The 15,814-nt window shown below is 56.0% G+C and carries 8 protein-coding genes and 1 pseudogene; 4 read left to right on the forward strand and 5 right to left on the reverse strand.

The annotated features are described in order from the left end of the window. A partial coding sequence (locus ACYVHX_RS21030) for a putative Ig domain-containing protein (RefSeq protein ID WP_460673661.1) occupies positions 1 to 1,058 on the forward strand: 1,058 nt, incomplete at its 5' end. A gap of 3 nt (positions 1,059 to 1,061) precedes the next feature. Here ACYVHX_RS21030 and ACYVHX_RS21035 read toward each other — a convergent pair. Beyond that, positions 1,062 to 1,259 carry a hypothetical protein gene (locus tag ACYVHX_RS21035; RefSeq protein WP_460673662.1) on the reverse strand — a complete coding sequence of 66 codons (198 nt, stop codon included), beginning with the start codon at positions 1,257 to 1,259 and terminating at the stop codon, positions 1,062 to 1,064. A 110-nt stretch (positions 1,260 to 1,369) separates the two neighbouring features. Here ACYVHX_RS21035 and ACYVHX_RS21040 point away from each other — a divergent pair, with 110 nt between their 5' ends. Next, positions 1,370 to 2,305, forward strand: a complete 936-nt coding sequence (locus ACYVHX_RS21040; RefSeq protein ID WP_460673663.1) for an alpha/beta fold hydrolase — start codon at positions 1,370 to 1,372, stop codon at positions 2,303 to 2,305. A 2-nt stretch (positions 2,306 to 2,307) separates the two neighbouring features. After that, positions 2,308 to 3,336, forward strand: a complete 1,029-nt coding sequence (locus ACYVHX_RS21045; protein WP_460673664.1) for a glycoside hydrolase family 130 protein — start codon at positions 2,308 to 2,310, stop codon at positions 3,334 to 3,336. Between the two features lie 98 nt (positions 3,337 to 3,434). Here ACYVHX_RS21045 and ACYVHX_RS21050 read toward each other — a convergent pair whose 3' ends face one another. From ACYVHX_RS21050 to recQ, 3 genes and pseudogenes are all read right to left on the reverse strand, one after another. After that, a complete protein-coding gene (locus ACYVHX_RS21050; RefSeq protein WP_460673665.1) occupies positions 3,435 to 8,213 on the reverse strand; it encodes an FG-GAP-like repeat-containing protein in 4,779 nt (1,592 codons plus the stop codon). A 1,157-nt stretch (positions 8,214 to 9,370) separates the two neighbouring features. Then, positions 9,371 to 9,865 (reverse strand): annotated as a pseudogene (locus ACYVHX_RS21055) (lytic transglycosylase domain-containing protein); the annotation flags it as partial. 267 nt (positions 9,866 to 10,132) lie between these two features. Then, complete coding sequence (recQ, locus tag ACYVHX_RS21060) at positions 10,133 to 12,265, reverse strand: DNA helicase RecQ (RefSeq protein WP_460673666.1); 2,133 nt, start codon at positions 12,263 to 12,265, stop codon at positions 10,133 to 10,135. 373 nt (positions 12,266 to 12,638) lie between these two features. Here recQ and ACYVHX_RS21065 point away from each other — a divergent pair, with 373 nt between their 5' ends. Continuing rightward, positions 12,639 to 14,552, forward strand: a complete 1,914-nt coding sequence (locus ACYVHX_RS21065; protein ID WP_460673667.1) for a S9 family peptidase — start codon at positions 12,639 to 12,641, stop codon at positions 14,550 to 14,552. Between the two features lie 47 nt (positions 14,553 to 14,599). On the opposite strand, the gene ACYVHX_RS21070 is transcribed toward ACYVHX_RS21065, so the two are convergent. Then, positions 14,600 to 15,793, reverse strand: coding sequence for a cytochrome-c peroxidase (locus ACYVHX_RS21070; RefSeq protein ID WP_460673668.1), 1,194 nt, complete (start codon positions 15,791 to 15,793; stop codon positions 14,600 to 14,602). Positions 15,794 to 15,814 lie beyond the last annotated feature (21 nt).

A 15,814-nucleotide genomic window follows, 5' to 3' on the forward strand; every position in this document is an offset into this window, starting at 1 on the left:
CCGGTTCGGTACCCGGTTTAGGCTTTAATTCTGGAAACCGGGTGCTGAGCGGAACGCCCATCCAGGCCGGTTCCTACCCATTGACCTACTCGGCCAGTGACGGCAAAGCAACGGCGTCAACCTCGGTGGTCGTAACCGTGGCGAGTCCCGCATCTACGAATAAACCGCCCGTTCCGCCATCCATTTCGCCCCTGACGGCCACGGTTGGGCAAGGCTTTTCGACGACCCTGCCGGTTTTTACCGATCCGGAAAATGGCGCGCTGACTTACGCCGTTGTTAACCGGCCGGGCTGGCTGAATTTCAATACCGGAAACCGGGTGCTGAACGGAACGCCCACGGCCTCGGGCACGCACACACTGACCTACTCGGCCACCGACAACAAAGGCGCGAAAACCAACCTTTCGGTCACCTTGACCGTCAATCCGGCACCGTCCGTGACGGGCAATTTTGAAGGGTTTCTGGATCAGGTATCGTGCAGCGGTTTTACGGGCTGGGTCTGGAACCGGGATCAGCCGAATGCCGCCGTGACGATCGAGTTTCTGGATGGGGGAACGCTGGCGACGGCCAGGGTGGTCGGGACGACTTCCGCCAACCAGTTCCGCCAGGATTTGCTGGACGCCGGAAAAGGCAACGGCGCGCACGGCTATTCGTTTGCCGTTCCGCAAAGCCTGAAAGATAACCAGACAAGAACCATCTGGGCGCGGGTGCAGTACAACGCCTACGTGCTGATGTGGTCGCCCAAACCGCTCAACTGCGCGCCCAACCAGCGGCTGGCGGCTGCCGGATTTCCCGACAGTGAATTACCGCTGGAACTCTCGCTGACGCCCAACCCGACCACCGGCCTGGTGAAAGTCCGCTTTCAGGTGGCCGAAAAACAGGAAGCCGAGCTGAACGTCACGGATTTGCTCGGACGAACGCTGCACCAGCGTACTCTTTTGGGGACGGGTCAGCCGCAGGAAGAAACCGTTGATCTGGGCCAAAACGCGAACGGCGTGTATTTCATCCACCTGAAAACCGATCAGAAAAACCGGAGCGGACGGGTGCTGCTGCACCGCTGATGACTAGGAACCGGCGTAGCCAATAGCCAGGCCGGTTCCCGGTTCTGTATCATCGCCATCGCTCCCGCCGTCGGGTTCGAGGGTGTCGTTTTCGTCTTCCTGGGGGGCGTCGGCGGGGTTCGCCAATTCCGGTTTGGTTTCCAGACCAATGGCATCCTGATGCCCGGTTTCATCGATTCGTTCGGGTCGATTCGTATCCATGCGTTTTTGAGCGTATTTCTTCAGTAACCGTGGTGGTGCCAGAATGTTTGCACCGGTTTTTGCGTTACATTGCCTGAAACCTCCGCCCCGAATTGGTCGTTATAGTAAGTATGAAGTTGTTTTTGCGTGTCCTTCGCTGGGCGTTGATCGTTATTGTTATTGTGTGTGCCGGCCTGCTAACCGCAGCCCACTGGATTAAATCGCGGGATAGCGACGCCGAAATTGCCGAAAAATTCCGCGATGCGCCGGCCCATCCGGTTGTTCACCGGTATAAAATTGGCGACCGGACCATCCGGTACATGGAAACCGACGAACCGGGCCAGGATTCGTTGCCGGTGGTGCTGTTTGTGCACGGTGCGCCCAGTTCGTCGTCGTTTTTCAGCAACTTTTTCAAGGATACCACGCTGCTCCACCGCGCTCATCTGGTGGCCGTCGACCGGCCGGGTTACGGGTATTCCGATTTTGGGCGGGTCGAAACGTCAATTGTCAATCAGGCCCGGTTTCTGCAACCCCTCATCAACCGCTACCGGAAAGCGTCGTTTTTTATGGTGGTCGGCTCATCCTACGGCGGCTCGGTGTCGGCCCGGCTGGCGATGAACAACCCGGAGCTGATCGATCACGTCGTCTTCGTATCGTCGGCGCTGGGGCCGGGCCTGGAGCGTACTTATCCCATTAGTTATTTCATCGACAAACCGCCTTTGCGCTGGCTGATTCCGCCCCTGTTGCTGCTGGCCAACGACGAAAAGCTGGCCCACCGCGAAGCGCTGACCGAAATTCTGCCCGACTGGTCCAAAATCAAGGCCGCAGTGACGTTTCTGCACGGCCAGCGCGATGATCTGGTGTATCCGACGAATGTAAACTTTGGCCGTTCGCACCTGACCAATGCCGAATCCAAAGAATTCCTGTTGCCCGAAAACCGGCACGATATTGTGTTCAACAAGCGTGAATACATGACGGAAATTATCGTCAACATTCTGAATACGTATTCCCATTCGGTGAAAACCCGAAAAAACCAACCCGGCGAATACCTTACGACCACCCATTGATCATGAAAAATTACCAGCTCCGCCGACTCTCCGACCAGCCGATTCTGACCGCAGCCGACGTAAAACCGTCGCACCCCCAATTCGAGGTGATGGGAGCGTTCAATCCGGCGGCTTGCCGGTTTGGCGACGAGATTCTGCTGCTGCTGCGTGTAGCCGAAGCCGTGAAGCCCCAGCCGGGCAAAATTCAGGTTCCCATCGTGCAGGAGCAAAACGGCCATTACCAGCTGATTGTCAAAACCTTCCCCGAGCCGGAGGGCGACTACGATCCGCGCGTCATTCAGCTGGGCGACCAGACCTATTTAACCTCCCTGAGCCACCTGAGGCTGGCCCGCAGCCGCGACGGCATTGCGTTTACGGTGGATTCCGACCCGTTTCTTTTTCCGCAACGGGCCGACGAATCGTTCGGCGTTGAAGATGCGCGCATCACGTTTCTGGACGGCCAATACTGGATTACGTACACGGCGGTTTCGGAAAACGGCCCCGGCGTGGGACTGGCCGTGACGACAGACTTTGTGACCTCCGAACGGCAGGGCATGATCATTCCGCCCCCCAACAAAGACGCCTGTCTGTTTCCGCAGAAAATCAACGGATTTTATTACATGCTGCACCGCCCGATGGTGTCGGACATCGGAAAACCGTCGATCTGGCTGGCCCGATCACCGGACGGCATTCACTGGGGCGACAACCGGTTTCTGTTCGGAGCCGCCGGAACGCAGTGGGAACACCTCAAAATCGGCGCCGGGCCCGAACCCATCCTGACCGACGAAGGCTGGCTGGTGTGCTACCACGGGGCGAGTGTCGACCACGAATATTCGCTGGCGCTGGCCCTGCTCGACCGCGACGATCCGTCGCGCATCCTTGACCGCTCCACCGCGCCCCTGATGACGCCGGAGCTGGACTGGGAGAAAGTCGGTTTTTTCCCGAACGTGGTCTTTACCAACGGGTGGGTGCAGATGCCCGATGGCCGGATTCTGGTCTACTACGGAGCGGCCGATTATTGCGTGGGCGTGGCCGAACTGGTGCGGGTTTAAACGGATCTTTATAAAACCGCATCGGTCAGTCTAAAGCTTTCTAGATTGACCGATGCGGTTTTATGCATCAGGTCGTTCCTCAACTAGTAATTACTGGTTTAGTGTTTGATGACCTTCAGGATGACATTGCTTGTTCCGCTGGTCACACGAACCAATAGCAAGCTCGGCGGTTGCTGATCCAACGGCAGGACTTGACGCTCGATTAGCGCTGGTTTTTCTACCTGTCGTTCGCTGAGAACCCGGCCGTCGGCGGCAAGTAGTTGCAGGTTCAGGGGCTTACCCGCGCCACCCCTGATTTCCACCACGATCTGGTGTGTGGTGACCGGATTGCCCAGAATAATGGCCTGAAACCCCTGCTCGGCTTCGACGGATAACCGACCGGCGGGCGGGGGACAAATCAGCGATTTTCCAGACCATTTCAGTTCGAAGGCTGAACCTTCCACGCGGGCGCTGATCAGCCGCGTAGTGTTGTCCTTGAGTGTTGCCGGGGTCGTAAAACTGTAGGCGTGAGCCCCGTTCCCTTTTCCGGAATCCTTTAAATCCTGCCGGAAAATGTTGGCCATCGTGCTGCCCCAGACGGTATTGCCGGTAAAAAACTCCACCCGAACGGGCGTGTTGGGTTTGTCGCGGTTCCAGACCCAGCCCCGCATTGTGCCGCACTCCACCTTGTCCAGGTAGCCATCGAAGTTACCGCTGATCGAGGGAGGGCCGGGCGTAACGGTCAGTACAAAACTGCCCTGCGCCGTTAGCCCCAGCGGATCGGCTGCTTTCAGCACGACCGTAAAGCTTCCCACCTGCGTGGGCGTGCCGCTGATCACATTATTCCGCATGGACAGACCATTGGGCAGGTTCTGGGCCGTCAGGGTCAACGGATGATTTTCCGGGTCGGTAAACGTGCCTGCCGGTAAAGCGAAACTAAAAGGATGGCCTTGCTGGGCGCTCTGACTGGACATAGGTCCGTGAAACCGTGGTGGCTCATTCTTGGGAACACCCGGCCCGTCGGCACAGGTCAGGAGTTGTCCAGACAGTTTCAGCACGTAGGTCGAACCCACCCCCGACACCCGGGCACTGATCAGGCGAGTGACTTTATCTTTCAGGGCGTCCGGGGTCTTAAAACTGAAAGCGTGCGCCCCGTTGCCTTTCCCGGCATTCTTCAAATCCTCCCGGTATATATTTGCCACCGTGAATCCCCAGCCGGTATTCCCGGTAAAAATCTCTATCAGCACAGGCGTATTGGGTTTGTCGCGGTTCCAGGCCCAGCCCCGGATCGTGCCGCACTCCACCTTGTCCAGATAACCGTCCAGACTCCCATCAATGGAAGGTGGTTGGGGAACAACTGTCAGCAGGAAACTGCCCTGCACCGTCAGCCCCAAATGGTCGGTGGCCGTCACCGTCACCGTGAACTTACCGGTCTGCGTGGGGACGCCATGAACCGCGTTATATTGGATCGACAATCCCTTGGGCAGGTTCTGGGCCGTGAGCGTCAACGGCTGGTTTTCCGGGTCGGTAAATAAGCCATTTAGTAAATACAAATGAAAATCGGCCTCCTCCTGAACAGTCTGATTGGGAATAGGCCCGTGAAAAACCGGGGGTAGATTTTTGGCCGAATTGTTGTCAATGCGCTGTTCTTCCGCAAAAGCAGACCCGGCAAACGCACCGTCTATAGCCTGCACACTCCAGTAGTAAATTCGTTCCGGTGTCAACCCGGTGAGCGGATAGGTCGTTGTCCGGCTGTTGCCCACGCGCACCACCCGCCGGAAACCGCTGTTCTGGTCAGCCGAGGGCGACAGCACATTCTGGCCGCCGGGCGTCTCGCTGACGTAGAGATTGTAGGTGAGCCCGACTTGCGGGGTTTGCCCGTCGGTGGCGGGTTTCCAACTTAAAACCGCACTTTTGCCATCGGCACTCCGAACGCTGGTCAGGCCCGAAGGCGCCGTAGGCCGGGTGTTGGCGATCGCGCTCGTGTTGCGGTAAAGCCGGGTCATGGACCGGCCACCGGCATACCCCGTGTTGAGCAGGTCGAGCCGCCCGTCGTTGTCGTAGTCGCCCCAGGCGCCTGAACTGTAGTTGGCTGAAACCAAATCGGAATGCTGGGCCGTCACGTTTACAAAACCGTCCGGCGTATTCCGGTACAGAGCGATCCGGTTCCCTGTGCAGAGCAGGTCCAGTCGGCCGTCGTTATCGTAATCGGCCCAGGCTGGCGAGCCGCCCAATCCTGAAATCAGATTGGATTTGTCTTCAAAACCGCTGCCTGTATTGCGGTACAGTTTACTCACAAACATACTGCTTCCCAGTCGGCCGGTCATGATCAGGTCGAGCCAGCCATCGTTATCGTAATCGCCCCAGGCCAACTCGCTATCATGCAGCTGGAGCAAGCCCGGAATCAGGCTGGATTTATCCTCAAAACCGCTGCCCGTGTTGTGCAAAAGTTTGCTAACCAGATCAGCATTCGTTTCCCTCCCCGTGATCATCAGGTCGAGTCGCCCATCATTGTCATAGTCACCCCAGGCCACATTACTGGCGCCCAGCTGAGGCAGGTCCGAAAACGCGCCGGCACTGGCAAAGCCTTGTCCAGTGTTGCGGTACAGGGCGCTGGCAGCGTTACCTACCTCGCCAAAGCCGGTCCGGATCAGGTCCAGCCAACCATCATTATCAACATCGGCCCAGGCTACTGAACCATCCGATAAGAAGGAGTTTGCCAGGTGAGGAACCAGATTGGATTCGTCGACAAAGCCGTTTGGCGTGTTTCGGAAAAGCCGGGCTACGGTGGTTAACGGCCGGCTCTCCTCCGTCATTCCGTTGATGAACAAATCCTGCCGCCCATCGTTGTTGTAATCTCCCCAGGCCACGACTCCTTCATAGACCTGGGGCAGATTTGGAATCAGGCCGGTGGCATCCACAAAACCGCTGCCCGTGTTGCGGTACAGCTTTGTAACCGGCTCGGAATTGGAGCCGGTGATGATAAAATCGAGCCGCCCATCGTTGTCAAAGTCGGCCCAGGAAACCGCACTGTAGCGCAACTGCGGCAGCCCCGGAAATTGCTGCGCCGTCACATTGATGAAATTTCCCGTTACAATTACTGGAGCCTGATTCACCGTCAATGTGAAGCTTCCCTGCGCCGTCAGCTTTAGCGGGTCCGCGGCTTTCAGCGTAATTGTTGTGCTGCCCACCTGCTTTGGCGTTCCACTGATGGTTTGTCCATCGCGAAACGACAATCCTTCCGGCAAATTTTCGCAGGTGATGGTCAGCACCTGATTTTCCGGGTCCGTAAAAAGCCCCGCCGGTAAGGTGAAACTGAACGGACTGCCCACCTGCGCCGTCTGGTTCGGAATCGGCCCGTGAAAAACCGGGGATTGGTTACTGGCTGCGGCATTGCTAATCGTCTGCTCAGCGGCAAAAGTCGAACCGGTAAAAACGCCGTCGATGGCCTGCACGCTCCAGTAGTAGGTCTTGCCCGGCGTTAAACCGGTGAGTGGATAGAACCTTGTTCGACTGTTGCCTTCGCGCGCAACCTGCCGCATACCGGTGGTCTGATTCGCCGAGGGCGACAGCACGTTCTGGCCGCCGGGTGTCTCGCTGACGTAGAGGTTGTAGGTCAGCCCGGCTTGCGGGGTTTGTACGTCGGTAGCGGGTTGCCAGCTCAAAACCGCACTCGTGCCATCGGCGCTCCGGATGCTGGTCAGGCCTGAAGGTACCGTCGGTGGTGTATTGGCGGGCGTGCCGGTATTGCGGTACAGTCTACTTGCGATGCCGTTGCTGTTCTTGCCAATCACCATCAAGTCCATGCGGCCGTCGTTGTCAAAGTCGGCCCAGCCCGCGCTGGCTTCCCGGGGCAAATCCGGAAGTTGATCCGTCACATTCACAAAACCGTCCGGTGTGTTCCGGTACAGACGGGAAACCGCGCCGGTAAACAGCAGATCGAGCCGCCCATCATTGTCGTAATCGGCCCAGGCTGCCGAGCCCGCCCGGAGTTGTTCCGCCCCCGGAATCAGGCTGGTTTTATCTTCGAAACCGCTACCAAAGTTTCGCTGAAGCCGGGTTCCGGCACCCGTTATTACCAACAGGTCAAGTTTGCCATCGCTGTCGTAGTCGGCCCAGAAGGGGGAGCCAAAAAGGCCTGTAACCAGCCGGGTCTCGTTGGTAAACTCCTTGCCATCGCCCTCGTTGTGATAGAGCTTGGTAGTCCCTCCGGAAATGAACAGATCCGGCCAGCCATCGCTGTCATAATCACCCCAGCCTACCGAAGCGCCCAGCAACTGGGGCAGATAAGGCAGTAAAGCGGATTGATTGACATAACCATTGGGCGTGTTTCGGTACAGATAGGAATTGCCCAACCATTGCCATTCATCGCCCACGATCATGGGGTCGAGTCGGCCGTCGTTGTCATAATCAGCCCAGGCTACTTTGTCTCTATAGGCCAGCGATAGCGGCTCGGGGGAAATCGTAAACTCGCCCCCCGTGTTGCTGTAGACTGCCCGGGGATTGCTGTCAACGTGGTGATTGCTGATCGCCAGATCCAGCCAGCCGTTGTTGTCAAAATCGGCCCAGTGCGTAAACCCGCGATATCCTTCCGGAAACCGCCAGATGTCTAGGCTAAGCTTTGAAAGAAGGTTGGTCTGGTCGACAAAACCGCCCGACGTGTTCTGGTAAAATTTGGTGGTCCAGGTCACTGTTTCTCCATACGTATCATTCGTTATGCCGTTAATGACCAGATCAAGCCGTCCATCGTTGTTGTAATCCCCCCAGGCCACATTCCCCTCGGTCACGTGGGCCAGGTTGGTGAATTGCTGCGCCGTCACATCCTCGAAAACCGTATGCTGGCCGTGCCCCGTTTGGGGCAGATGAGCCAGCAACAGAATCAGGCTCAGAAGGCTCATTTGATACCCGGCCAGAGTTGTGCGAATGAATTCCGTACCCGCGAAAAAGCGAAAAAGAAGCCGAATTCGGCGGGAAGGCCCGAAATAGCCTGTTGATAAGCTGTTGAAAAGGAAACGTTTTTTCATCGTTGATAAGCCATACATTGGTTATAGAAATCACACCTAATGTATCAATTATCAGACAAATTATCAGATTTAAATTTATTATTTCTTTCGCTCTTTCCACTATTTTGCTATAATGATAGTAGGTACGTACATTAATCCACTAAAATTACCAGACAAAAAATGATTTAGCTGATAATTCTCCAGAAAGCAAGGCAGTCAACATGGAAAAATATAGATAAATGGAAGTTGACTAATTTTTTTGAGATGTCCCCAAAACGACAGAATGTGTCCCTTCCGCAACAGTCCGTTTCGGGAAATAAGCTGAATTTAGCCGCGTTAAAAAAATGTTTGTTGAACAGTCCGGCCACAATGTGGCCGGTTTTGTTTTTTGGACCGTATTTGACCGGGATTAAACGACCAGCTTTATAAAGCTCAAACCCCATTCTCTCATCTCCGCAACTACCCGGTTTTTGAGGGCTCGCTCGGTTAGAAAAAGGGCGAATGGCGCAAGCCGAGGAAGATTGGACTACAATGAAAAAGGGGCCGCAAGCGGCCCCTTTTTTACATTCTGAACTTTTGCTGGCTTACACCCAGTCCCAATCGAACAGGGGTTGGATTTTGCGCTTGGCGGCCAGAAAAACCTGGTACAGCCGCGACCGGCGGAACCGCAGCACCCGCAGGCCCATCAAACCGGCCATAGCCGCCGGAGCCTGGGTGGGCGATGCCGTCATTGAGGTCGAACCGGCATCCGAGGGATCGCCGAGGTCTTCCGAATCGTGGACAATCTGCGCCAGCATTTCCTCCAGCATGTTTCGGCTACGCGGTCCCCAGGTGGGTTCCGGCTCTGTGCCGGATTCGGTGCCTGCCGGCACAAACGGCATGACGTCCGGCTGAAAACGTTCGCCCGGCAGCGGCTTGGTCAAATCGGCCAGCACGGCGGGCTTCAGCATGTCGCTGTACATCCGTGGGCGGGTCAGCAGCTCCTTGTAGGCCAGCACCCGGTACAGGTACTGACTGGTTTCGCGGTGGAGCCGCAGGTTGTAATAACTCCGGATGCCCTGCTGGTCGATCCGGCGCTGTACGTGCGTAACCCCGCTGTTGTAGGCGGCAGCCACGAGCGTCCAGGAACCCAGCTCCTGGTGCAGTTCCCGCAGGTACAGGCAGGCCGCCACGGTGGACTTAAACAAATCCCTCCGCTCATCGCGCCCTGAGCGAACAATCAGTCCGTAATTCCGGGCGGTTTGAGGCATCAGCTGCCAGTAACCTCCCGCGCCTTTGGGCGAGGTGCTGGTACCGGAAAGGTCGCTTTCGACCAGCGGCAAGTACTTGAAATCCTTGGGAATGTTGTACTTGGCCAGAATCGGTTCAATAACCGGAAAAAATTTTACCGCTCGTTTCCGAAGCCGGAGCAGATAATCCCGATGCTGGGATTGTTGTAATAAAACCGTTACCCAGCGACGGGTAACTTTTGATTGTTTAAGGGGAACAGACTCCCCGCAAAATTGGACCGGCTGTAAACTTTGGATGGTTGCGGTTCCGGGCAACATCACGCTGACGGTGCCATTGGAGTGGGACGTAAACTCCCTGGAGCGGACGTCCTTTGCCAACACCAACCCGATGGGATTGAGCGTTGACAGCAGCAGAAAAACACTAGCTTCTTTTATCAAAACAGACTTAGTTGTTGTTTACGTCAACCCGACGGTCACGGTTTAATAAAAAGTCAATTCTACGAAGCTACTTGATTTTCTGGACTTTACCAAATTTCCATCCCTTAAAAATTACTAAACGGCCAACCTATTAACGCCATAGACCACTCAGAGAATTCGTCCGGACAGGGCCGCGACGATCCGGATTTTGGTGTAATCGAACCGGCCCTGCAACAAGTCAAAAACCGGTTTCAGGGCGTTATTATCCACCCCGACCCGGGCAATAGCGCGTTCTATTTCAAGGCGTTCAGCGGTATTAACCAACGCGGCCAGATCGACCTCGTAGCCGTTGGTGGCCAGATAAATTAAATGCATGGCAATGGTCGACGAGGAGAGCTTTCGATCTTCCGCTATTTCGTCAACGGTCATGCCGCGCTGGTAGCGTTCATACGTGACCAGGTGCGTGGCTCCTTTCAGATTGGTGCCCTCGCGCGCCTGTCCGGTCAGGAAGTTGGCGATCTCCTGCATGAACGGTTTTCCGAACACCTGCAACTTCCGGTCCCCGACCCCGCTGACGTTGCGGAAAGCTTCGGGCGTGGTGGGACGCAGGCGGCTCATTTCCTCCAGCGTAGAGTCGGTGAAGACCACATACGGCGGCACATTCTGCTCATCGGCCAGTTGTTTCCGCAGCTTCCGCAGCCGCTCGAACAGGTCGTCGCGGACGGTTTCGGTTTTGGTCTTCGGTTTCTGTTCGGCTTTGAGCTGGGCGGCATCTTCGGGCTTGATGAGTTCAATTTTGCGCCCCTGAAACAAAACCGCATCGGCAAGAATCCCTCGGCGGAGGAAATAATGATCGTCGTAGGCAATTTCGATCACCCCAATGTTGATCAGTTGCTGGAGGTACGTTCGCCATTCGTCAAACTTCAGGTCGCTGCCCGCGCCGTAGGTCTTGATCAGGTGGAAGTTATTCTGCATCACCGTCTGGTTGCGCGACCCCCGCAGTACGTCGATCAGCGTGTTCATCGGCACCTGCTCTTTCAGCCGCACCAGCGCCGACAGGGCTTTCTGGGCCAAAACCGTGCCGTCGAACATCACCCGCGGATTCTGGCAAACGTCGCAGTTCCCGCAGGGCTCGCCCAGGTCTTCCGAAAAATAGCTCAGCAGAATCTGCCGCCGGCACGAGTGCGCTTCGGCAAATTGCTGCATGCGCTCCAGCTTGGCCATTTGGAGACCCAGATTGGCGGGCGCATTTTCGGCCAGCATTTCCTTCCAGTTAGCCACATCGGCGAAGCTGTAAAACAAAACCGTATCGGCCGCTGAGCCATCGCGCCCGGCCCGGCCGATTTCCTGGTAAAAACTCTCTAGATTTTTCGGCATGTTGTAGTGAATCACCCAGCGGACGTTGGATTTGTCGATGCCCATGCCAAAGGCAATCGTTGCGCAGATGATCCGCATGTCGTCCCGCACAAACTCTTCCTGCGCCTGCGCCCGGTTTTCGGCGCTCATGCCGGCGTGGTAAAAACCGGCCCGGTAGCCTTTCTCCTGGAGCCGGGCCGCCAGACTTTCCGTCGATTTGCGACTCTGGCAATAGATAATGCCGGAATTGTTGGGTTGCAGCGCCAGAAACCGCTCGATCTGCTGAATTCGTTTCAAGCCGGGTAATACTTTGAGGCTCAGGTTCGGACGGTTGAACGAAGCGACAAAGATCGCCGGATCGTTCAGGTGCAGCTGATTGACGATGTCCTGCCGGGTCAGTTTGTCGGCGGTTGCCGTCAGGGCCACCACCGGCACCGTCGGAAAATGGTTTTTCAGCAGGTTCAACTGGGTGTATTCCGGCCGGAAATCGTGGCCCCAGGACGAAATGCAGTGGGCTTCATCAATCGCAAAAAAGCTGATGGAAAGCGAGTTCAGAAACACAAAAAACGATTCCGAGACCATTTTTTCGGGCGAAACATACAGCAGTTTCAGCCGGCCGGCCAGGCAATCCTGTTCGATTTCCCGCTGCTCGCGGCTGCTCTGCGTGCTGTTGAGGTAAGCCGCCGGAATCCCGTTCACCAACAGGGCTTCCACCTGGTCTTTCATCAAGGCAATCAACGGTGAAACCACCACGCAGACACCCGGTTTCATCAGGGCCGGGATCTGAAAGCAAACCGACTTGCCCCCGCCCGTTGGCATCAGCACCAGCGAATCCCGACCGTCGAGCAACGTCCGGACGATGGCTTCCTGCATGGGCCGAAACCGGTCGTAGCCGTAGTATTGCTTTAGAACATCAACCGGTTGCAGCGTTTCTATATCGTTCATTGTATTATAATTCGTGGTCAGACCGACAAAACCGGCGGCATGGTATAGACGTATTGGGATTCCGTTTGGCACACTACCCTATCCTCAAAAAGAGAAGCACACAGGCAACACCTTCGGCAATCCGAACGGCCCGGAATCCATCTTCAAAAATACAAAATTCGGCCCGCTTATCCCATGAAATTGATGATAAACACAACGCCGGTTTAGGGTGCATATCCTGATTCAGGCTTTGATTTTTCTCAGGTGATGTCTACACATTACGGGCGAAAATCCCCGACAAGCCGGCTTGCCGGTCGCAACGGTTTTTCGTCTAAAAATCCCGGATTATCCGTATGTTTGGAACCACAAAAACGTCTCAGATCCCGGGATTCTCATGAAAAAATTAGGACTGCTAAGCGGCCTGTGGCTGCTGGCGCTGGCGACACAGGCACAAAACCCGCTCACACCCGAACAACTCTGGAAATGGGGCCGGGTGTCGGGGCTGGGCCTTTCCAAAGACAAAAAGGTGGTGGTTTACGCGGTCAGCACGCCCAACGCAGCGGAAAACAAAAGCAGCCGGAAAATCTACAGGCTGCCGCTGGCGGGCGGCCCGGCGGAAGAAATTGCCACCACCGAGGGTTTGCTGGCCAACGCCAAAATTTCGCCGGATGGCAAACACCTGCTGAGCAGCGCAGCGGTTAAAATTGAGGACCTGACGAGCGCCGATAAATACCCGGATTTGAAAAAATCGAATGCCTACATTTATACGTCCCTGAATTACCGGCATTGGGATACCTGGGAAGACGGGCAGTACGACCACGTTTTTGTGGCCCCGCTCACCAACGGAAAACCGGGAACCGCCAAAGACCTCATGCCGGGCGAGAAGTTCGATTGTCCGCAAAAACCGTTCGGCGGTGACGAGGATTTTATCTGGCACCCCGACGGCAAGCGGGTTGTGTATGTAACCAAGAAAAAAGCCGGGACCGACTACGCCCTGAGCACCAACACCGACCTGTACGAATACGAGCTGGCGACCGGCACCACCAAAAACCTGACGGAAGAAAACAAGGGGTATGATGTCAATCCGGCGTTTAACGCCAAAGGACAACTGGCCTGGCTGCAAATGAAACGCGACGGCTACGAAGCCGATAAGCAGGATATTATTGTTTCGAACGGAGTCACCAAACTAAACCTCACCCAGCAGCGGGACAACATTCATGTTAACAGCTTTGCGTGGAGCGAAGACGGTTCATCGCTGTTCTTTAATGCCGCCATCGACGGTACCATCCAACTCTTTAAGGTGACGTATCCGGGTCTGACGAAAATGATGCCCGTCATCAGCCAGATCACCAAAGGCGATTTTGACATTACCGCGATTGTCGGCCAGTCGGGCAATACGCTGGTGGTGGCCCGCAACGACATGAACCACCCGACCGAGCTCTACGCGGTCGATCTGACGAACGGAGCCCTGAAACAACTCACCCACGTCAACGATGCGGGTTTGAAAACCACCGGCATCTGCAAAACCGAGCGCCGGATGGTGAAAACCACCGACAACAAATCGATGCTGGTCTGGGTGATATACCCTCCCGGTTTTGACGCGTCCAAAACGTATCCCACGCTGCTCTACTGCCAGGGCGGTCCGCAGTCGGCGCTGACGCAGATGTATTCCTACCGCTGGAATTTTCAACTGATGGCGTCGCAGGGCTACATCGTTGTGGCGCCCAACCGCCGGGGGATGCCCGGCCACGGCACTGAGTGGAACGAGCAGGTCAGCAAAGACTGGGGTGGACAGGTGCTGAAAGATTACCTGAGCGCCATCGACGCTGTTTCGAAAGAACCGTATGTGGACAAAAACCGCCTGGGCTGCGTGGGTCCCAGCTTCGGCGGGTATTCGGTGTACGCCCTGGCCGGGATGCACGACAAACGATTCAAAACCTTTATTTCGCACGACGGTATTTTCGATTTCAAGAGCATGTACGGCACCACCGAGGAGGTTTTTTTCGTGAACTGGGATTTGGGCGGCCCCTACTGGGACACCAAAAACAAGGACGCCCAGCGCACCTACGACAAATCGCCCAGCAACTTCGTCGACCAGTGGGATACGCCGATTTTCATTATTCAGGGCGGCAAAGACTACCGCGTTCCCATCGAACAGGGCTTGCAGGCTTTTCAGGCGGCTCAGCTGCGCGGCATCAAAAGCAAGCTGCTCTACCTGCCCGACGAAAACCACTGGGTGCTCACGGCCCAGAACGCGCTGGTCTGGCAACGGGAGTTTTTCAGCTGGCTGAAGGAGACGTTGAATTAAGGAGGAAAGGAATGAGGCAGGAAGGATGAGGGAAGCGGGAAAACCGCCTACTCCGCATTTCCTCTTACTTTCAGGCCGCTGGGGACGCGGGTCGGCACGGTTTTGTCGAACGAATCGTCATTGAGGGTATTCAGAAATTCGACGATTCCGGAAATGTCCCGGAATTTCAGGTTGAGCTGCGTCGCCAGCGGGTCCATCTGGTGAGCGCCCACGTGCGGATTTTCGATTTTGCCGCCCGCAATGTCTTCGTAAAACAGCAACACCTGATCCAGCGTCGTGAACTTCCCGCTGTGCATGTACGGCGCCGTAAAGCGGAGGTTCCGCAACGAAGGCGTCCGGAAGGCGTAATTGTTGTTGATGCCCGCGTCCGTTTCCGGGCGGTTTTGCGTATCCGGCACGCCCAGCGTATGCAGTTTAAAATCGGAGAACATCGGCCCGTTGTGGCACTTGGCGCAGCCCGAACGCAGAAACAGATTCAATCCGTCCTTTTCACTGTAGGAAAGCGCACTGCTGTCTCCGCGCATGTACCGGTCAAACCGGGTCTGGTTGGCAATCAGGGTCCGTTCGTAAGCCGCAATGGCTTTCGCCAGGTTTTCCGCCCGAATCGGATTCGACTCCCCGGCAAAAGCGTTGGCAAACCGCTGCTGGTATTCCGGTATTCTCTGAAGCCGGGCGACGACCTCCACCAGAATGGCGGCTTCCGAATACGCGTGGCCGCGCATTTCTTCCAGCGTTTGAATGGGAAGCAGCGCCTGTTCTTCCAGGCTGCTGGCCCGCATATCCCAGAACATCGGCGCCAGCCTGGGGTCGTAATCGCCGTGGCCGGTCAGCCCGTTGAAGGCCGTATTGAGGATACTTTGCGAATTGCGTTTGACGAATGGAATGGTATTAGGGGTCAGAAACTGCCGCTTGCTGTTGCTTCCGGTGCCGTTGACGCCAATCGAGGTTTCCAGAAATTCGGCGTAATTGAACTCGGCCTGGTGGCAGGTGGCGCAGGCCACATCCCGGTTTCCGGATAAAACCGGGTCGTAAAACAGGTACTTCCCCAACTCAACCTTTGGCGCGTTCGTCGGATTATCCGGCGGCTCCGGCGCTTCGAGCGGCAACGCGGCCAGCACGGCAATTGACTCCGATTCCGGTTTTTCCTTTTTCTGCAACGATTGCTGCTCGCTTCCACAGGAACTGAACAGGAGTAACAGGACGCACAGCCACGGTAATGGTCTATTTCCGGGAAATAGCATGGTCATTAAATCAAAAAATAG

It is taken from the genome of Larkinella ripae, assembly GCF_054780775.1.

Excerpts from the sequence above, each read along its gene's own strand:
- recQ (WP_460673666.1), bottom strand. The coding sequence starts at position 12,265 with ATGAACGATATAGAAACGCTGCAACCGGTTGATGTTCTAAAGCAATAC.
- ACYVHX_RS21045 (WP_460673664.1), top strand. The coding sequence starts at position 2,308 with ATGAAAAATTACCAGCTCCGCCGACTCTCCGACCAGCCGATTCTGACC.
- ACYVHX_RS21070 (WP_460673668.1), bottom strand. The coding sequence starts at position 15,793 with ATGCTATTTCCCGGAAATAGACCATTACCGTGGCTGTGCGTCCTGTTA.
- ACYVHX_RS21040 (WP_460673663.1), top strand. The coding sequence starts at position 1,370 with ATGAAGTTGTTTTTGCGTGTCCTTCGCTGGGCGTTGATCGTTATTGTT.
- ACYVHX_RS21035 (WP_460673662.1), bottom strand. The coding sequence starts at position 1,259 with ATGGATACGAATCGACCCGAACGAATCGATGAAACCGGGCATCAGGAT.
- ACYVHX_RS21050 (WP_460673665.1), bottom strand. The coding sequence starts at position 8,213 with ATGAGCCTTCTGAGCCTGATTCTGTTGCTGGCTCATCTGCCCCAAACG.
- ACYVHX_RS21065 (WP_460673667.1), top strand. The coding sequence starts at position 12,639 with ATGAAAAAATTAGGACTGCTAAGCGGCCTGTGGCTGCTGGCGCTGGCG.